This is a genomic window from Synechococcus sp. 8F6 (genome assembly GCF_002252665.1).
Classification (GTDB): Bacteria; Cyanobacteriota; Cyanobacteriia; order PCC-6307; family Cyanobiaceae; genus Cyanobium_A.
On record NZ_NQKZ01000014.1, the window covers coordinates 18,207 to 36,122 of the forward strand.

At 64.7% G+C, this 17,916-nt stretch carries 17 protein-coding genes; 12 read left to right on the forward strand and 5 right to left on the reverse strand.

Features of this window, described 5'->3' with window-relative positions; translation table 11 throughout:
• Window positions 1-29: 29 nt before the first annotated feature.
• The 10 genes from CJZ78_RS13780 to CJZ78_RS10410 all read left to right on the forward strand — a co-directional run bounded on the left by CJZ78_RS13780 (window position 30) and on the right by CJZ78_RS10410 (window position 9,846).
• Entirely contained in the window at window positions 30-968 is a 939-nt protein-coding gene (locus CJZ78_RS13780; protein ID WP_143592898.1) for a hypothetical protein, read from the forward strand.
• A gap of 40 nt (window positions 969-1,008) precedes the next feature.
• On the forward strand, window positions 1,009-1,806 hold the full coding sequence (locus tag CJZ78_RS10375; RefSeq protein WP_094561252.1) for a CsgG/HfaB family protein: 798 nt from the start codon (window positions 1,009-1,011) through the stop codon (window positions 1,804-1,806).
• Window positions 1,807-1,825: 19 nt separating this feature from the next.
• The gene (locus tag CJZ78_RS13785) at window positions 1,826-2,764 is read left to right on the forward strand and encodes a hypothetical protein (RefSeq protein ID WP_143592899.1); all 939 of its coding nucleotides are present in this window, start codon (window positions 1,826-1,828) and stop codon (window positions 2,762-2,764) included.
• A 98-nt stretch (window positions 2,765-2,862) separates the two neighbouring features.
• Window positions 2,863-3,759 carry an SWIM zinc finger family protein gene (locus CJZ78_RS10380; protein WP_094561253.1) on the forward strand — a complete coding sequence of 299 codons (897 nt, stop codon included), beginning with the start codon at window positions 2,863-2,865 and terminating at the stop codon, window positions 3,757-3,759.
• Entirely contained in the window at window positions 3,749-4,267 is a 519-nt protein-coding gene (locus CJZ78_RS10385) for an MEKHLA domain-containing protein (protein ID WP_094561254.1), read from the forward strand. The genes CJZ78_RS10380 and CJZ78_RS10385 overlap by 11 nt, the downstream gene beginning before the upstream one ends.
• A 135-nt stretch (window positions 4,268-4,402) precedes the next feature.
• Window positions 4,403-4,852, forward strand: a complete 450-nt coding sequence (locus CJZ78_RS10390; protein WP_094561255.1) for an Hsp20/alpha crystallin family protein — start codon at window positions 4,403-4,405, stop codon at window positions 4,850-4,852.
• A gap of 111 nt (window positions 4,853-4,963) precedes the next feature.
• Window positions 4,964-6,715, forward strand: coding sequence for a diflavin flavoprotein (locus CJZ78_RS10395; RefSeq protein ID WP_094561256.1), 1,752 nt, complete (start codon window positions 4,964-4,966; stop codon window positions 6,713-6,715).
• Window positions 6,715-8,547 (forward strand): diflavin flavoprotein, encoded by a 1,833-nt coding sequence (locus CJZ78_RS10400; RefSeq protein WP_094561257.1) that lies wholly within the window; start codon window positions 6,715-6,717, stop codon window positions 8,545-8,547. Before CJZ78_RS10395 ends, CJZ78_RS10400 begins: the two co-directional genes overlap by 1 nt.
• 138 nt (window positions 8,548-8,685) lie before the next feature.
• Complete coding sequence (locus tag CJZ78_RS14760) at window positions 8,686-9,399, forward strand: rubrerythrin family protein (RefSeq protein ID WP_094561258.1); 714 nt, start codon at window positions 8,686-8,688, stop codon at window positions 9,397-9,399.
• 225 nt (window positions 9,400-9,624) lie between these two features.
• The gene (locus CJZ78_RS10410; protein WP_094561259.1) at window positions 9,625-9,846 is read left to right on the forward strand and encodes a hypothetical protein; all 222 of its coding nucleotides are present in this window, start codon (window positions 9,625-9,627) and stop codon (window positions 9,844-9,846) included.
• A gap of 14 nt (window positions 9,847-9,860) precedes the next feature.
• Here the strand turns inward: CJZ78_RS10410 and CJZ78_RS10415 are convergent, their stop codons facing one another.
• From CJZ78_RS10415 to CJZ78_RS10430, 4 genes are all read right to left on the reverse strand, one after another.
• A complete protein-coding gene (locus tag CJZ78_RS10415) occupies window positions 9,861-10,073 on the reverse strand; it encodes a hypothetical protein (protein WP_094561260.1) in 213 nt (70 codons plus the stop codon).
• A 108-nt stretch (window positions 10,074-10,181) separates the two neighbouring features.
• Complete coding sequence (gene gcvP, locus CJZ78_RS10420; protein ID WP_094561261.1) at window positions 10,182-13,160, reverse strand: aminomethyl-transferring glycine dehydrogenase; 2,979 nt, start codon at window positions 13,158-13,160, stop codon at window positions 10,182-10,184.
• A complete protein-coding gene (gene gcvH, locus CJZ78_RS10425) occupies window positions 13,160-13,549 on the reverse strand; it encodes a glycine cleavage system protein GcvH (protein WP_094561262.1) in 390 nt (129 codons plus the stop codon). The genes gcvP and gcvH overlap by 1 nt, the downstream gene beginning before the upstream one ends.
• A 109-nt stretch (window positions 13,550-13,658) precedes the next feature.
• Window positions 13,659-14,933, reverse strand: coding sequence for a methionine gamma-lyase family protein (locus CJZ78_RS10430; RefSeq protein ID WP_094561263.1), 1,275 nt, complete (start codon window positions 14,931-14,933; stop codon window positions 13,659-13,661).
• Window positions 14,934-15,179: 246 nt separating this feature from the next.
• Between CJZ78_RS10430 and CJZ78_RS10435 the strand changes: the two genes are divergently transcribed.
• Complete coding sequence (locus CJZ78_RS10435) at window positions 15,180-16,046, forward strand: acyl-CoA desaturase (protein WP_369802053.1); 867 nt, start codon at window positions 15,180-15,182, stop codon at window positions 16,044-16,046.
• On the opposite strand, the gene CJZ78_RS10440 is transcribed toward CJZ78_RS10435, so the two are convergent.
• The gene (locus CJZ78_RS10440) at window positions 16,031-16,855 is read right to left on the reverse strand and encodes a hypothetical protein (protein WP_094561264.1); all 825 of its coding nucleotides are present in this window, start codon (window positions 16,853-16,855) and stop codon (window positions 16,031-16,033) included. The two genes, CJZ78_RS10435 and CJZ78_RS10440, sit on opposite strands and share 16 nt — an antisense overlap.
• A gap of 54 nt (window positions 16,856-16,909) precedes the next feature.
• Between CJZ78_RS10440 and CJZ78_RS10445 the strand changes: the two genes are divergently transcribed.
• Window positions 16,910-17,896, forward strand: a complete 987-nt coding sequence (locus tag CJZ78_RS10445; RefSeq protein WP_094561265.1) for a fatty acid desaturase — start codon at window positions 16,910-16,912, stop codon at window positions 17,894-17,896.
• Window positions 17,897-17,916 lie beyond the last annotated feature (20 nt).

Consider the following 17,916-nt stretch of genomic DNA (forward strand, 5'->3'; position numbering starts at 1 on the left):
CCAAACAAACCATACTTGCTATAGTTCTCATGAAAATCAAACCAACTACTCTCACGGTTACCTCTGCAGGCGCAATCATTATCCTCTTGGCGCTTTCAGGACGATCCGCAGCCAATCAATCCAAAAACCCAGAAAGCTCATCCATATTAAATATCTCTTTGAAAGAGGCAAGATCTCGCATTCTCAAGGATCGTCCATACAAGATTGATCGCAATGAAAAAGTTAAGGATGTCGAGGTTTATATCAAGCCATTTAGCCTCAAAACAGAAGATGTACCTGATTGGTGGTCGGAAAAGCAAAGTTATGATCTTGCTAAACTGCTAGAAGAAGCCATGGGATATTATCCAGGGGTAACAATCATTAGAGGAAACTCCTGGGAGGAGAAGACAGTATCTGAAGAGCTTGGACAGTCATACAATACTGAAAATAATGTCCGAAATCCAAGCCTTGTCAGAGGAGAGCCCACAAATGCTCTGACAATACAACCAGTCGTCACCAACTACACATTTCAGGCGTTCAAGCCAAAGAAACGCGGGCTCGGGCTTGTGTTTATTGCAATTACAAACAAATCTTGCAAAACAGAAAGTTTTCTCTCAACACAAACGGAATTACTGTCTAGCACAAAGGCAATAAGTGGTTCACAGCCACAAGCATCAGCTCCTGACTCGTTTGATCGCAGCTTCACTGCAAGCATGGTCCGCACGACAGAAACTGGAGGCACCAGCTTAAATGTCAATGCTCTATTCGCTGGCGCTGGGGGAGGTGATTTTAAACCCCCAGAAAAAGCCACTCGTGAATTAATATATGACACGGTCGCAGATATTGCCGAAGGCTCCTTTTGCATGTTAAGCGGCAATCAAGATTGTATTTCTTATTACCTTAAAAGAGTACAGCCCAAGCCAACACCGCCTCAAAAAGACAAGAAGGGGAAAATAATTAAGCCTAAGCCAGAGGAGTTAAAATGCTAATCCATATCAATTTGACTGAGCCCCCAAAATCTTTTTAATCATGGCTTTTCTCTCTATTTTCCGCTCCTCTGCATCACAACTTACAGCAACCTTGGGTGTGCTTGCATTCTGCTCTCCTCCATCACTAGCCTATCCATCGATTGCTCAATCTGGACTGGGAAATCGAAGGCCGGTCACTATTGCTGTAAAAGAAATCACTAATACTGTTCCAGGCTTGCCATGGTGGAATGCATCTACGAGTAGAACTTTAACAACGATGCTTTCCAATGAATTGCAAAGCAGTGGTCATTTTACAGTTGTTGAGCGGCAAGGAATGCGACAAGTACTAGATGAGCAGGAGCTTGTAGATGCAGGGATCGTTCGGCCTGCGACTGGACCAAGCAAGGGCATGATGACAGGAGCAAGATATTATATTCTTGGCAGCATTAGTGATTATCAGCAAAATGTTGAAACTTCTTCTAGAAGCTCCGGCAGTTCTTTTTTAATTGGCGATAGCTCTAGCAATAGTGGGCAACAGAAAAGCTATGTCGCTATAGATATCCGTGTGGTTGATACAACAACAGGGGAAATTGCCTATTCCCGATCAATCGAGGGGACTTCTTCTAATTCCCAACAATCAAAAGGCTCCTCACTCGGAGTTTCAGGCTTGCTGGGACGATCAACAAGTGAATCTACAACCTCTCGAACACCCGCTTCACGCGCTATTAGAGGAGCCATGATTCAAGTCGCCGAATATCTTGATTGCGTACTTTATTTGAAAAATGGCTGCCTAGCGGCATATAGTGCTCGCGAAAACATGAGGCGTGAGCGCACAAAAGATGTTCTCGAACTTTATTAAATCTCGGCTTCCGTCTGTCTTGCTGGCGCTCAAGGCTGCCGTAATTAGCTGTTACTACATTTCAGCAACTGCTGTTTTCCCAGCCAAAGCGGGCAATTTAGTCGAAGGAAAATGTGGCATTCTAGAAACTGGTGCATATTTCACAAAATGCACACTCCTAAAATCTGGAAATCTAATTTCTGCTTTAACCAACAATGGTTCAAATTTAATTTTGAATGCAAGCCGCTCAGAGATATTGCGAATTGGTCCCTTGAGCGATGAGGTAAGCAATCTCTCCCCAGAATCCAGCAAGGGGCTGGGCATCGTTCTTGCAGGTCTTTCAACATCTAAAACTGATGCAGAGAAATCTAATAATGTTAGGATTATATCCTTCATTAAAGATTTCAATACAAGACAAAGTTTTATCTTTATTGCAGACAGACGTCAGGAAAATACTAACAACTTAAGCTTTGTCGCTCCCTATGTAGCGACTCTCAATACCTCTAGCACCTCAACCCCTGAGCTGCCCCCCTCAGACGCTTCTGCCTACCTCGAAGAATACGATAGAGCTTTCAATAGAATTCAAGGCCTTTACGACTCTCTTATGTTTGAAGAGGCAGACCGAGTATTGGACAGAACTATTGCGAGCATTAACAACTTTTCCAAACGCTACTCTGGCTATCAAGGGGCTTTCGAAATCCAAACATTTCTAAATTCCAGAATCGCTCAGGCCGAATCACTAAGAAGCCTTAAATCCTATGAATACCAACAGGCGCAATGGCAAGCAGAGATGCGATATGCGAGAATCCAGAAAGAAAAAGCTGACGCAGAAGAGCGGCAAAGACAGCATCAATATAGGCTGGCGGTCGAAAGAAGAAAGACTGCGGAAGCCAACGCCCGACAATGGCTCGCAATCTGGCTATTGGTGCGCCCACCAAGCGTGAACGTCATCAACAACACAACTGTGATTACACGCTAGTCCTGAACTCAATATTGGCTTCGCAGCAGCACCTGCGTAATTTCAGATTTTTGTAGTTTCTGCATTGACCTAAGCTGATTGGTAGTGGCTTGCTGAGGATGACATCTTCCCCCCACACCACCATCAACACCCAGCTCGGCGACCAGGGCCTGGCCCAGCAGCCCTGGTGGGTGGAGCAGTGGATGGAGCTGATCAACTCCTACCGCTACAAGAAGCGGCTGGAGCGCGCCTGGGAGTACGCCCGCTCCAGCAATGTCACCTCGATCCGCTTCGAGGGCCGGCGGGTGCATGCCCGGGTGCAGGGCACCGGCGAGGAGCCCTACAAGGTGAAGCTCTGGCTCGACGTGCTCAACGACGACGACTGGGGCTACGTGCTCGATGCCCTCACCCAGAAGGCCCGCTGGTCGGCCCAGCTGCTGGCCGGCGTCATGCCCCAGGACATCGAGCGCGCCTTCGCCGCCAGCGGCAAGCGCCTGTTCCCGTTCAAGTTGCAGGAGGTGCGCAGCGAGTGCAGCTGCCCCGACAAGGCCAACCCCTGCAAGCACGTCAGCGCTGTGTACTACCTGATGGGCGATCGCTTCAGCGAAGACCCCTTTGTGCTGTTCCAGATGCGCGGCCGCACCCGGGCCCAGCTGCTGGCCGACCTGGCCAAACGGCGGCGCAGGGCGTTGGCGAAACAGGCCAGGCAGGCTGCAGCCGCCAAGGGCTCGCAGCCGGTCGCCGAGGCCGTTCCGCACCCGGTGCATGCCGCCATCAAGGACCCGAGCCGCTGGTGGCGCTACGGCGCAGCCCTGGATTCGGATCTGGTGGTGATCACCCCGGCCCTGGAAGGCGACACGGGCCTCGATGCCGCCGGCCCCCTGCCCCTGGCCGAAGAGCCCCGCTTCCCCGAGGCCAATCTCCACTTCCTGGAGCACCTCAAGGCCCACGGCCAGCAGATCGCCGCCCTGGCCATGGCCAAGGCGATGGGCCCCGTCAACGGTGATGACGGCTGAATCCCTGGAATCACCCCCATGGCTGGCGCCGGACGCCATAGCCCTGGCCGGCCGGCTGGTGTCCAGCCACCAGCAGGCCTTCGCCGCGCCGCTGATCGCCGGTCTGGCGGCCGATGCCTCGCCCCAGTTGATGGCCCAGGAGCTGTTCGCCGCCGAGGTGGTGGTGCTGGCCCACGACGGCGCCGAACCCGCCGCCGATCCCGGCCCCCGGCTCACCTACGCCAACCGCGCCGCCCTGCGGCTGTGGCAGCGGTCCTGGGCCGCGATGGTGGGCATGCCGTCGCGGCTTACCGCGGAGCCGGCCGAGCGGGCCAGCCGCAGCCAGGCCCTGGTGGAGGCCCAGGCCCAGCACGCCCTGACGGGCTACCGAGGCATTCGCATCGACAGCCAGGGCCGCCGCTTCCAGATCGACGGCGCCCGCCTCTGGACCCTGCGCGACAGCAGCGGCCAACCCTGCGGCCAGGCGGCGGCCTTCAGCCGCTGGTGGCAACTCGCTGGTGGCACCTAGGGGGCTGCCGGTTGCCCGCACCAACCCGTGGTGCCAACCGAACAGGGCCGTGAGGGCCGTACCCGGCAGGGCGGTCTGCACCCTGTTGGCGCCCAGCAGGCCGCAGCACATTGGCGGAGTTCCGGAGAACCTCCGATGCTCACCATTCGCCAATCCCCCTTCGATCTGCTCCGCAGCGACCTGCTCGAAGCCGATCTGTTCAAGACCCTTGAGCGTCAGCTCAACAACGCCGACATGCAGAAGGCCGCGCGGGTTCCCGCCGCCGAGGTGCACGACGGCCCCGAGGCCTACACCATCGCCTTGGAACTGCCGGGGGTCGACAAGGCCTCGATCGACGTCAAGGCCACCGACCGCACCCTGGTGATCAGCGCCGAACGGCGCCAGCCCACCCAGAGCGAGCCAGACCAGGCCCAGCCGGCCCCCCTGATCAGCGAGATCCGCTACGGCACCTGGAGCCGCAGCTTCCGCTTCCCCGGCGGCATCAACCGCGATGGCCTCGAAGCCCACTACCGCGACGGCGTGCTCACCATCACGGCCCCGAAGGCCCAAACCCAAACCACCGTGCAGGTGCACGTGGAGGGTTGAACGGGCGGGGGCCCGACCACCGGCAGGAGACACGAGACCCCAGGCCCGGCCCCGTGCCGGGCCTTTTTTTGAGCGAAGCTTCCTACAGTTATTTCACTTGCTGATGGATCCATGGCTGGTGCCGTCGCGGCCAAACCCCGGCTCACCCTGCAGTGCGAGGCGATCGGGCCCGACACCACCACGATCCGCTCGCTCGACTGGGATCGCAGCCGCTTCGACATCGAATTCGGCCTGCGCAACGGCACCACCTACAACAGCTTTCTGGTGCGGGGCGAGCGCACTGCCCTGATCGACACCAGCCACCTCAAATTTGAAAGCAGCTGGCTGCCGCTGCTGCAGGAGCAGATCGATCCGAAGGCGATCGATCACCTGATCGTGTCCCACACCGAGCCCGACCACTCCGGCCTGATCGGCCACCTGCTCGATCTGAATCCGAACATCGAGATCGTCGCCTCGAAGGTGGCGATCCAGTTTCTGGAGGATCAGGTGCACCGCCCCTTCAAGAGCCGGGCGGTGAAGAGCGGCGAGGAGCTGGATCTGGGCACCAACCCCGCCAGTGGCGTGGCGCACCGCTTCGAGTTTCTGAGCGCGCCGAATCTGCACTGGCCCGACACGATCTTCTCGTTCGACCACGGCACCGGCATCCTTTACACCTGCGATGCCTTCGGCCTGCACTACTGCTCCGACGACGTCTTTGATGAGGATCCGGGGGCGATCGCGCCCGATTTCCGCTTCTACTACGACTGCCTGATGGGCCCCAACGCCCGCAGCGTGCTGCAGGCGATGAAGCGCATGGCTGCCCTGCCGGCGATCACCACCGTGGCCGTGGGCCATGGGCCCCTGCTGCGCCACCACCTGGGCCTGTGGCTGGACGACTACCGCTCCTGGAGTGAAGGCCGCAGCAGCACCGAGGCCTATGCCGCCGTCTGCTACCTGAGCCAATACGGCTTCTGCGATCGCCTCAGCCAGGCGATCGCCCGCGGCATCGGCAAGGCCGGCGCCCAGGTGCAGCTGGTGGATCTGCGCGCCACCGACCCCCAGGAGCTCAGCGCCCTGGTGGGCGAGGCCAGCGCCGTAGTGGTGCCCACCTGGCCCACCAACCCCGATGCCGAGCTGCAGGCCTCGATCGGCACCCTGCTGGCCGCCCTCAAGCCGAAGCAGTGGGTGGGCAGCTACGACGCCTTCGGCGGCGACGATGAGCCGATCGACACGGTGGCCAACCAGCTGCGCAGCCTCGGCCAGAAGACCGCCTTTGAACCGCTGCGCATCCGCCAGGTGCCAGGCGGCCCGGATTATCAACGCTGCGAGGAAGCCGGCACCGACCTGGGCCAGTTGCTCACCAAGGCGAAGACGATCGCCGCCATGAAGGCCCTCGATGGCGATCTCGACAAGGCGCTCGGACGGCTCAGCGGTGGCCTCTATGTGGTGACCGCCCGCCAGGACACACCCGAAGGCAGCCGCAGCTCGGCCATGGTGGCCAGCTGGGTGAGCCAGGCCAGCTTCGAACCGCCCGGCCTCACCGTGGCCGTGGCCAAAGACCGCGCCATCGAAGCGCTGCTGCAGGTGGGCGACCGCTTCGTGCTCAACATCCTGCGGGAGGACAACCACCAAGAGTTGCTGCGCCACTTCCTCAAGCGCTTCCCGCCCGGGGCCGATCGCTTCGCCGGCGTAGCCACCCTCGAAGGCGCCGCCGCCGGCGGTCCGGTGCTGGGCGATGCCCTGGCCTACCTGGGCTGCCGCGTGACGCAGCGGATGGAAGGGCCTGATCACTGGATCATCTACGCCGAAGTGGAGCAGGGCAACGTGGCCGACACCGAGGCCAGCACCGCCGTGCACCACCGCAAAGTGGGGAACCACTACTGATGGGCAGTTCGGCCGACCCCAGCAGCGCCCGACGCGTCATCCAGCTGCCCCTCGAGCCTGGCCTGATCTGCCTCAAGGGGCTCAGCCCCACCCGGCTGCGCTTTGAGGTGGAGTACGGCCTGGAGCGGGGCACCACCGCCAACAGCTTCCTGTTTCCGGCAGCGGCGCTGCTGGTGCACCCCCCCGGTGCCTCGTTCGCCGAGCCCTTCCTGACGGAGCTGGCCGCCCTGGTTCCCAGCGACGCCCCACTCAAGGTGGTGGTGGGCGATGTCAACCCCAACCGGGTGGCCCTGCTGCATCAGCTGGCGGCCCGCTGGCCGAACACGCTGCTGGTGAGCTCCAACGCCGGCGCCCGCCTGCTGGAGGAACTCTGGAGCCAGCAGAAACCGGCCAAACCCACTGCCAGCGGCAGCCCCAACGACGCCCCCCCGGCGGCGATCCCGCCACCCCCGCCGGCCCTGCCACCGATCGAGGTGGTGAAACAGGAGACCAGCCAAGCCCTGGGCGATGGCCACGTGCTGCGCCTGATGCCCACGCCCACCCCCCGCTGGCCCGGGGGGCTGATGGCCTTTGAGGAAACCACGGGCCTGCTGATGAGCGGCAAATTTTTTGCCGCTCACCTCTGCAGCGAGAGCTTCGCTGAAGCCAACCGCAGCAGCAGCGAGGAAGACCGCCGCTACTTCTACGACTGCCTGATGGCGCCGATGGCCCGGCAGGTGGACGCGGTGGTGGAACGGCTCGAAGAGCTCGACATCCGCACGATCGCCCCTGGCCACGGACCGGCGATCAGCGAGAGCTGGCGCAGCCTGCTCAACGACTACCACCGCTGGGGGGCGAGCCAGGAGCGGGCGCGGCTGTCGGTGGCGCTGCTGTTTGCCAGCGCCTACGGCAACACTGCCGCCATCGCCGACGGCCTGGCCCAGGGGGTGGGTCGCACCGGCGTGAGGGTGGAGAGCATCAACTGTGAATTCACGCCGCCCGAGCAGCTGCTGGCGGCGATCCGCTCCTGCGACGCGATCCTGATCGGCTCGCCCACCCTCGGCGGCCATGCCCCCACGCCGATCGTCTCGGCCCTGGGCACAGTTTTAGCCGAGGGCGACCGCAGCAAGCCGGTGGGCGTGTTCGGCAGCTTCGGCTGGAGCGGCGAAGCCCTGGATCTGCTGGAGAGCAAGCTGCGCGACGGCGGCTTCCGCTTTGCCTTCGAGCCGATCAAGGTGAAATTCAGCCCGGATGCGGCCACCCTCAAAACCATCGAGGAAACTGGCACCGCCCTCGGCCGCCAGCTGCAGGCCGAGCAGCGCAAGGCCCAACGGCGCAGCGCCAGCGGCGGCCTCAGCGAAAGCCGCAGCAACCCTGCCGTGCAGGCCCTGGGCCGGGTGGTGGGCTCCCTGTGCGTGCTCACCACCAGCAAGGGGGAAGGCAGCAGCCGCCTCAGCAGCGCCATGGTGGCCAGCTGGGTGAGCCAGGCCAGCTTCTCGCCGCCGGGCTTCACCGTGGCCGTGGCCAAGGATCGGGCGGTGGAGGCGCTGCTCCACATCGGTGATCGCTTCGCCCTCAACGTGCTGGCCTCCGGCCGGGAAACCGGGCCGATGAAGCAGTTTCTGCAGCCCTTTGCGCCAGGGGCCGACCGCTTCGCCGGCCTGGAGCTCGATGAGAGCCCCAGCGGCCAGCCGATCCTGCCGGAGGCCCTGGGCTGGCTCGAGGCCACAGTGCAGCAGCGGATGGAATGCGGCGACCACTGGCTGCTCTACGCCCAGGCGAGCCACGGTGGCGTGCTGGATGGCAGCGGCACCACAGCCGTGCACCAACGCCGCAGCGGCGCCAACTACTGAGCCCATCACGCCCGCCCAGCGCAACCCGCGGCGCATCCCCCCACGTCCATATGCCCTTACTCATAGCCGGTCCGACTTCGGATAAGCTACGCTCAGCGCCAGCCGCCATCCCCCAAGCCAGTGGACCCCTCCCAGCCCATGGACCTCTCCAAACCCAGCACCCAGGCCAACCTCGAGGCCGCCTTCGGCGGCGAGAGCATGGCCAACCGCAAATACCTGTTCTTCGCGGAGGTGGCCAAACAGGTTGGCAACGCTGAGCTCGCCAAGCTGTTTCGCGACACCGCCGCGCAGGAAACCGAGCACGCCTTCGCCCACTTCCGGCTGCTTCACCCCGAGCTGGTGATCGACGATCCCGCCAGTCTCTCCGACGCGCAGAAGCAGGCCCTGCTGAGCCGCTGCCTGGAGCTGGCGATCGAGGGCGAAACCTACGAGTACACCACCATGTACCCGCAGTTTGCCGCCCAGGCCCGGGCCGACCGCGACTCCGGCGCCGAGGCGGAATTCGACGGGCAGATCGATGAGTCGAAGCAGCACGCCGGCATCTTCCGCACAGCCGCCAAAAACTTCGGCCTGCTGGAGCCGATCGAGCAGCATCACGCCGAGCGCTACGGCGTCGCCCTGGAAGCCCTGCAGGGCAGGGGTGTGGCCGGCGAAGCGGCCGAGCCGGTGGCGGGCAAGTGGATCTGCAAGCTCTGCTCGATGATCTACGACCCGGCCGTGGGCGATCCCGATTCCGGCCTGGCCCCGGGCACGCCGTTTGAGGCCATCCCCGACGACTGGCGCTGCCCGATCTGTGGAGCCCGCAAGGCCAGCTTCGTGCCCTACCGCGAGCCGGAACTCCTCGCGGCCTGAGGATGCACAACTGGGCTGCACTTGTTGTAGCCCAGCACACTAAAACAACCCTTTGTCACATCTGAATCCCCTAACGAAAGCCGCCGCCCGGGTCAGTCATACCAAGCTCTTGGCGGGGCTACAGCGGATCCCTTTCGAGCTGTAACGGCAAAACGGAAACCAATCGGTAGAGACCCGGGATTGCGCATCAAGGACGCTCCAATGGCTGGAGCACGATTCGTCCGAATGACCAGCCAAGCCACGATCCGCACCTCCAGCGGTCACCACCCCCTGGGGGCGAGAGTGGCGGTGCGCTATCGGGGCTTTGTGCTGATTCCCCAGCCCGATCTCACCTGGTTGGTGCGACCGGAGCGCAGCCCCATGCCCGTGCTTCCCTTCCGGGCGCCGGCCAGCTCCCTGGAGGATGTCAAAGCCCTGATCGATTGGCGCCTGGGCGACGTGGCCTGAACGCCAGAGCAGAGTCAGGCAGCCTGGGGCGGGGGCGTGGGGTCGCTGTGACCCTGGAAGGGCAGCACCAGCGTGGCCCAGTGGTCCGGACGCTGGGGCCGAACACGCCGGGCATGGCGCACACCGAACGGAACCCGCACCACGTTGGTGCCTTCAACCCTCAGGGTTTGGCCCCCGCCCGAACCGGCGTCGCCTCCGGGTCCAAAACCGTCGTTACTGCCCTTCATGATCCCCAAAATGAATGGCGCTGGCGCTGATTGTGTTGGCAAAGCGGAAATTGGCAACCCCGCCAGCCAACTCCGCGTCAAGTTGTCACAGTGTGAGGCACAACGGGATCACGGAACAGTGGCCGTTGGCACCGCTTGGGCCAGTTCCTCAACTGATGGGCAGGTGCACACCAGATGACGGTCGCCAAAGGCGTTGTCAATCCGGGCCGCCGCCGGCCAAAACTTGCGCTGCCGTTGGGCGTCTCCAGCGGGAAACGCCGCCTGCTGGCGCGTATAAGGCCGGTCCCAGTGATCGGCGGTCACGGCGGCCACGGTGTGGGGGGCGCGCTTGAGAGGGTTGTTGAGGGGATCGGCGGCGCCGGCCTCGATCGCTGCCGCCTCCAGGCGAATCGCCACCATGGCCCCGCAGAAGCGATCGAGCTCAGCCAGCGACTCACTTTCGGTGGGCTCCACCATCACCGTGCCCGCCACGGGCCAACTCACGGTGGGGGCATGGAAGCCGTAGTCCATCAGGCGCTTGGCCAGATCATCGACCTCCAGGCCACAGCTGCGCTTGAGCGGCCGCAGATCGAGAATGCACTCGTGGGCGACGCGTCCCCCCACACCCCGGTAGAGCACCGGAAAGTGGGGCTCGAGCCGATCGGCGATCAGGTTGGCCGCCAGCAGCGCCACCTGGCTGGCCTGGCGCAGCCCCGCACCCCCCATCATGCGGATGTACATCCAGCTGATCGGCAGGATGCTGGCGCTGCCCAGCGGTGCCGCCGCCACCGGACCCACCGCAGCCCCGCTCTGGCCTGAAGCTCCGGGCAGAAAGGGCACCAGATGCTCCGCCACCGCGATCGGCCCCACCCCCGGGCCGCCGCCGCCATGGGGAATGCAGAAGGTCTTGTGCAGGTTGAGGTGGCACACATCAGCCCCGTAGAGGCCGGGCTTGCACAGGCCCACCTGGGCGTTGAGGTTGGCGCCATCCAGATACACCTGACCGCCGCGGCCGTGCACCAGCTCGCAGATGCGGCGGATGGCCGGCTCAAACACCCCATGGGTGGAGGGATAGGTGACCATCAACGCCGCCAGGCGCTCGGCGTGGGCCTCGGCCTTGGTCTCCAGGTCGGCCAGATCAATGTTGCCCTGGTCATCGCAGGCCACCGGCACCACCTGCAGTCCGGCCATCACCGCACTGGCGGGATTGGTGCCATGGGCGCTGGTGGGGATCAGGCACACCGTGCGATGGGCGTCGCCGCGGCTGCGATGCCAGGCCCGGATCGCCAGCAGGCCGGCGTACTCCCCCTGGGAGCCGGCGTTGGGCTGCAGCGAGACACCCGCAAAGCCGGTGATCGCGGCGAGCCAGCGCTCCAGGTCGGCCGCCAGGTGCCGATAGCCGGCGGTCTGATCAGCCGGCGCCAGGGGGTGCAGCTGGCTGAAGGCCGGCCAGCTCACCGGCGCCAGCTCGGCGGCGGCATTGAGCTTCATGGTGCAGCTGCCCAGGGGAATCATCCCGTGCACCAGGGAGAGATCCTGGGCCACCAATTGCTGGATGTAGCGCAGCAGCTCGGTTTCGCTGCGGTAGCGCTGGAAGGGCTCCTGCTGCAGCCAGGCCCCCTGGCGGAGGGGGATGCCGGAGACGGATGCAGGGCTGTTTGCGCATTCAAGGTTGTGCAACGTGCTGTTGCACAGCTCCCGGGCCTGGTCCACCCGAGCCTGAGCCGCGGCGCCCCCGTCGCCCAAGGCCAGCGCCGCGAGCAGCCGATCCAGCTCCTCAGCGTTGCTGCATTCATCGAGGCTGATGCCCACACCGCCTTCGGCCTGGTGCAGGTTGAAGCCCGCCGCCAGGGCGCCCGCCAGCAGCGCCTCGGCCTGGGCTGGCGGCACCGGCAGCCACAGCGTGTCGAAGCCAGCACCCGCCAGCAACGGCAGCCCCAGGGCTTCCAGCCCGGCGGCCAGGGCCTGACGCAGCCCCTGGATGCGGCGGGCGATCGCCTCCAACCCCTCAGGGCCGTGGTGCACGGCGTAGAAACCGGCCATCACCGCCAGCAACACCTGGGCGGTGCAGATGTTGCTGGTGGCTTTGTCGCGGCGGATGTGCTGCTCGCGGGTTTGCAGCGCCAACCGCAAAGCGGGCCGGCCCTCGGCATCCACGGAGCGGCCCACCAGCCGTCCGGGGATCTGGCGCTTGTAGGCCTCGCGGGTGGCGAAGAACGCGGCATGGGGCCCACCAAACCCCATCGGCACCCCCAGGCGCTGGGTGCTGCCAATGGCGATGTCGGCCCCCAGCTCGCCCACCGGCGCCAGCAGCACTTGGGCCAGGGGATCCACCCCCACCGCACTGATCACGCCTAGCTCTGCGGCGGCGCACAACAGGGGCTGGGGATCCCAGAGGCGACCGCGCCGGCCCGGCAGCTGGATCAGCAGGCCAAAGACATCCTCGGGAACCACATCGGCCGCAGCGGCACCGGCAGCCAGCCGCTGGGCCACGGCCTCGGCCGCCACCAATTCCAGGCTGAGGCCTAGAGGCTCGGCCCGGGTTTGCAGCACCGCCAGGGTTTGGGGAAACACCTCGGCATCCACCCAGAAGCGTCGCGCCTGGCTGCGGCGTCCCACCGCCAGCGCCAGCGCCATCGCTTCGGCCGCAGCGGTGGCCTCATCCAGCAGGGAGGCATTGGCGATCGGCAAGCCGGTGAGCTCGCTGATCAGGGTTTGAAAATTGAGCAGGGCCTCAAGGCGCCCCTGCGCGATCTCGGCCTGGTAGGGCGTGTAGGCGGTGTACCAGGCGGGATTTTCGAACACCTGGCGCTGGATCACCGCTGGCGTGGCGGTGGCGTAGTAACCCTGACCGATCAGAGAGCGCAGCACGGTGTTGCCGCCGGCAATCGCCGCCAGCTCCGCCAGGGCCTGGGCCTCACTGCAGGGCTGCGGCAGCCCTTGCAACGCCACCTCGGGGGGGAGCAGCAGATCGGCGGGCACCACCTGGGCTGAGAGGTCTTCGATGCTGGCGGCGCCCAGCTCCGCCAGCATGCGCCGCTGCTCGTCGGCACTGGGGCCGATGTGGCGCCCCACAAAGGACAGATCTGCGTCCAGCGTGCCTCCCATCAGGCTCCCTGCAGCTTGGCGGCGTAGGTGGCCGCATCCATCAAGCCATCGAGCTGGCCGGGATCACTGGGCTCGAGCATCAGCAGCCAGCCCTCGCCGTAGGGGTCGTTCTGCAACTCCTCCGGACTGGCCAACACCGCTTCATTGCGGGCCACCACAACGCCGCTCACCGGCGCCAGCAGATCCTCCACGGCCTTCACCGACTCGACACTGCCGAAGCTGACACCCTGCTGCAGGCTGGCGCCCACCTCGGGAAGCTCCACAAACACGATGTCGCCGAGCTGGTCGATGGCAAAGGCACTCAGGCCCAGCCGCAGCCGCCCCCCCTCGGGGCACACGGTTTCGTGGCTGTCGGCGTAGCGGCGATCGTCGGGATAGCTGAGCGCCATCGCGGAAACGGAAAGTGGCCCCAGTTTGTCCGACCTGGCGCGATCGAGCGCGGCGAGGTCTGCACCCACTGGCACAGCGCTCCCCAATTCCGTACAAGTTGTACGGAATTCAGACGCTCCTTTCGCGAAGGGTTGGTGCATCCAACAGCCCAACCCCGTGAAGCGCCAGCAGGGCTCGGTCCAGGGCGATCTGGGCATGGGCCCGGTGGGTGCCGCCCTGGGCGAAAAGCACATAGGGCTCCCGCAGCGGTGCATCGGCCGACCACTCGCTGGTGCTGCCATCGATGAAGGTGCCGCCGGCCATCACCAGATCGCTGGCATAACCAGGCATCGGCGCCGGCACCGGATCGAGATAGGCGCCCACCGGCGAGGCGGCCTGAAAGGCCCGACACACCACCTTGAGCCGCTCGGGATCGCCCAGCCGCACCGCCTGGATCACATCGCTGCGGGGTGCACCGGGCAGGGGGTTCACCGCATAGCCCAGATCGCTGAACACCTGGGCCACCAGCTCACTGCAGATCAGGGCCTCCGCCACCATCTGAGGAGCCAGAAACAGCCCCTGAAACAACAGGCGGTTGAGGTCGAAGCTGGTGCCGCCCTCGCCACCGATGCCCGGGGCGGTGAGGCGGCAGCAGGCCTGCTCCACCAGCTCAGCCCGGCCCGCCACATAGCCGCCGGTGGGGGCGATGGTGCCGCCGAGATTTTTGATCAGAGAGCCGGCGATCAGATCGGCACCCACCGCCGTGGGCTCCTGGTCTTCGACCAGCTCGCCATAGCAGTTGTCCACAAACACCACGCAGCCAGGCTGCAGCGCCTTGACCCGGGCGCACAGCCTGCCGATCTCCGCCACCGACAGCGACGGCCGCCAGCTGTAGCCGCAGCTGCGCTGAATCAGCACCATGCGGGTGGGCGGCGCCAGGGCCGCCTCGAGCCCGGCGTCATCCACAAGGCCCGCCGCGGTGAGGGGCAGTTCGTCGTAGGTGATGCCGAACTCCGCCAGGGATCCCTGGCCGCTGCCACGGATGCCGATCACTTCCTCAAGGGTGTCGTAGGGGCGGCCGGTGAGGGCCAGCAGGCGATCGCCGGGGCGCAGCACACCAAACAGCGCCGCCGCGATGGCGTGGGTGCCGCTGACGAACTGGAGCCGCACCGCCGCGGCTTCCGCCTGCAGCACCCGGGCCGCCACCCGATCCAACACCTCCCGGCCCTGGTCGCCATGGCCGTAGCCGCTCACCGACGCAAAGTGCTGCACCCCCAGCCGCTCGGCGGCGAAGGCCTCCAGCACCCGGGCCAGCCGCGGCTGCACGGCATCGGTGTGGCGGGCAGCGGCGCTGGCCGTGGCAGCAACCGCAGCGGCCACCCGTTCTGCAGCCCAGTCGGTCATCCCCTTGCCATGCGGCCAGGCTCCATGTTGCCGGGCACTGCGCAGTTAGATTTCTCGCCGCTGTCCCACGGCGCCATTGCCAAGGCGTTACCGGGCATGCATCACCCGGAGAATGCGTTGGTTCTGAGTACTGATCCGGCCCGCCACAACCGTGACACCAACGGTGCAGCGCCAGGCCTGAATGCCCAGGTTCTGAAGGTCGAAGCCCCCAGCACCGCAGCCCCCAGCAGTCAGGACGAGCTCCGCATCCGTGCGTCGCTGGTTTCTGCACGCGATCCCCTGCCGCCGCGGCAACGCAAATTCAAGACCGGCACCACCGGCTTCATGCTGGCGATGCACGTGGGGGCGGTGTTTGCCCTGCTGCCGCGCTTCTGGAGCTGGCAGGCCGTGGTGGTGCTGGCCGTTCTGTATTGGACGACCGTGCTGGGCGTGACCCTGGGCCTGCACCGGCTGGTGACCCACCGCAGCTTCAGCGCCCCCCAATGGCTGGAGCGCCTGCTGGTGCTGATGGGAGCCCTGGCCTGTCAGAGCGGCCCGATCGAGTGGGTGGGGCTGCACCGCCACCACCACAAGTATTCCGACCAACCCAACGACCACCACGACGCCGGCCGCGGCCTGTGGTGGGCCCACAGCGCCTGGATGCTGCATGAGATTCCGGCCCTGCAGCACGTGCAGCGGCTCACCGGCGACCTGCAGCGCGACCCCTTCTACCGCTGGCTCGACCGCTGGTTTCTGCTGCTGCAGCTTCCCCTCGCCGCCGGCCTCTACTGGTATGGCAACGCTGCCCAGGTGCACGGCGGTGGCCTGGGCCTGGTGCTCTGGGCGATCCCACTGCGGCTTGTGATCGTGTATCACGTCACCTGGCTGGTGAATTCCGCCACCCACTTCTGCGGCTACCGCAACTTCGACTGCCCCGACCGCTCCCGCAATTGCTGGTGGGTGGCGATCCTCAGCTTCGGCGAGGGCTGGCACAACAACCACCACGCCTTCCCCCATTCGGCGCGCCACGGCCTGCGCTGGTTTGAATTCGACATCACCTGGCAGCACATCAAGCTGCTGCGGGCTCTGGGCTGGGCCAAGCGGATGCGGGTGGCCAGCTACCGGTCGTCCTGAAGGCCGCCACTCAACAGGCTGCAGCCCGGATCGCGCAACTGCTGCCGGATCGCCGCCGCCAGATCCAGCTGACCGCGGCCGGTCTCGCCCACCACGCCCATGGCCCGCGCCTGCTGGCGCAGCAACTCCAGAAACTGATCCGGCCCCAGATCTCCCTCACCCGTCGCCCCGAGCCGGGCCAGGGTGCGGCGCAGATCGGGGAGTTCGCTGTCGAGTTCGGCGGCCGAAAAATCTCGCTGGCCGGCCATCACCTCGGCGAAACGCTCCCGCCGCTGGCGCTTCTCCACCGGATAGGCCGCCATCAGTTGATCGCGGCAGAGGCGCCAGGGCTGACCAGCCGTGAACAACTGGGACAGCGCCGCACTCAACGGCCCTGCCTCGTCGCTGGTAATGCGCAGGTCGAAGGCCACCGGCGGCTGGCGCAGCCCCACAAACACCTCCAGCAGCTCGCCCGGGCCCAGCACCGGAGCGCCCTCATCCTGAACAGGAAGGGCCGAGGTTTCCAGAGCCAGCACCAGTTCGGGGCTATCGGCCAGCCGCTGGCGCAGGCCTTCACCCAGGGTGCCCCCCCGCACCTCAGCGGCGAGCAACTGGTTGATGCGGCCCAGCGCCAGGAACACCTCCGGCCCCGGGGACGCCAACTTGCCGTTGCGCAACATCGACAGCTGGGAGTTGTGGACCCGGCCCAGATCCAGGGCCTCCGCCAGGGCCGGCAAGACCCGATGCGACCAGCCGTTGCGCTCGTGCCACACCTTGATCAGATGGGCGAACGCAACCCTGCCGGAGAGGAGATCTTCCCGATATCCCACGCGATACGGATCCGTATTGCTACTATTGTAGCGATCAGTTCGGAGTCGGTCCGCATGGCCGCGCCAGTTAAGCCAGCCGCACCAGTTAAGCCAGCCACCTATCGCCTGGCCACCCGCAAGCCTGCCCTCATCAATAAGGGCGTCAGCGGGCAAAGGCGGGCCGAGGCCCTGCACCAGCCCCGCCGCGGCGAAGCGCCCAGCAGCAAGGGGCCGAAAAGCACCAGCTGGGTCACGATCGGCTTCATGGTGGTGATCCACGGGCTGGCCCTGGTAGCCCTGCTACCCCAGTTCTGGAGTGGGCCCGCCCTGGCCAGCTTCCTGGTGCTCTATTGGGTTACCGCCTGCCTGGGCGTGACCATCGGCTACCACCGGATGCTGAGCCACCGCTCCTTCCGGGTGCCCCAGTGGCTGGAGCGCTTCTTCGCCACCTGCGGCGCCCTCAGCTGCCAGCACGGCCCGATCGACTGGGTGGGCCTGCACCGCCACCACCACAAGTTTTCTGATACCGACGTGGATCACCACACCAGCCTCAAGGGCTTCTGGTGGAGCCACATGGGCTGGATGTTTGCCCCCATCCCCGCCATGGGAGCGGTGCCCCGCCTCACCGGCGATCTGGCCAAGGATCCCTACTACCGCTGGCTGAACAACAACTTCCTGCTGCTGCAGATCCCCCTGGCCGCCCTGCTCTTCTGGATCGGCACCGCCACGGGTGCCGGCGGCTGGGGCCTGGTGCTGTGGGGCATCCCCTTGCGCCTGGTGATCGTCTACCACTGCACCTGGCTGGTGAATTCGGCCACCCACCTCTGGGGTGAGGTGAGCCACGACAGCGGCGACGGCTCCCGCAACAACGCCTGGGTGGCGGCGCTCACCTTCGGCGAGGGCTGGCACAACAACCACCACGCCTATCCCCATTCGGCCCGCCACGGCTTCGGCCGACAGATCGATCTCACCTGGCAGCACATCCGGCTGATGCGGGCCCTGGGCCTGGCTCACCAGGTGCGCCTGCCCGCTGCGGCCGCCAGAGCGGGAAGCAGGGGCTGAGACCTCCATAGAATGCATGG

Coding starts and splice junctions, on each gene's coding strand:
- CJZ78_RS13780 (WP_143592898.1), top strand. CDS start 30: ATGAAAATCAAACCAACTACTCTCACGGTTACCTCTGCAGGCGCAATC.
- CJZ78_RS10375 (WP_094561252.1), top strand. CDS start 1,009: ATGGCTTTTCTCTCTATTTTCCGCTCCTCTGCATCACAACTTACAGCA.
- gcvP (WP_094561261.1), bottom strand. CDS start 13,160: ATGGGAGGCACGCTGGACGCAGATCTGTCCTTTGTGGGGCGCCACATC.
- CJZ78_RS10385 (WP_094561254.1), top strand. CDS start 3,749: ATGACGGCTGAATCCCTGGAATCACCCCCATGGCTGGCGCCGGACGCC.
- CJZ78_RS10395 (WP_094561256.1), top strand. CDS start 4,964: ATGGCTGGTGCCGTCGCGGCCAAACCCCGGCTCACCCTGCAGTGCGAG.
- CJZ78_RS10400 (WP_094561257.1), top strand. CDS start 6,715: ATGGGCAGTTCGGCCGACCCCAGCAGCGCCCGACGCGTCATCCAGCTG.
- CJZ78_RS10390 (WP_094561255.1), top strand. CDS start 4,403: ATGCTCACCATTCGCCAATCCCCCTTCGATCTGCTCCGCAGCGACCTG.
- CJZ78_RS10415 (WP_094561260.1), bottom strand. CDS start 10,073: ATGAAGGGCAGTAACGACGGTTTTGGACCCGGAGGCGACGCCGGTTCG.
- CJZ78_RS10380 (WP_094561253.1), top strand. CDS start 2,863: ATGACATCTTCCCCCCACACCACCATCAACACCCAGCTCGGCGACCAG.
- CJZ78_RS10430 (WP_094561263.1), bottom strand. CDS start 14,933: ATGACCGACTGGGCTGCAGAACGGGTGGCCGCTGCGGTTGCTGCCACG.
- CJZ78_RS14760 (WP_094561258.1), top strand. CDS start 8,686: ATGGACCTCTCCAAACCCAGCACCCAGGCCAACCTCGAGGCCGCCTTC.
- gcvH (WP_094561262.1), bottom strand. CDS start 13,549: ATGGCGCTCAGCTATCCCGACGATCGCCGCTACGCCGACAGCCACGAA.
- CJZ78_RS10445 (WP_094561265.1), top strand. CDS start 16,910: ATGGCCGCGCCAGTTAAGCCAGCCGCACCAGTTAAGCCAGCCACCTAT.
- CJZ78_RS10410 (WP_094561259.1), top strand. CDS start 9,625: ATGACCAGCCAAGCCACGATCCGCACCTCCAGCGGTCACCACCCCCTG.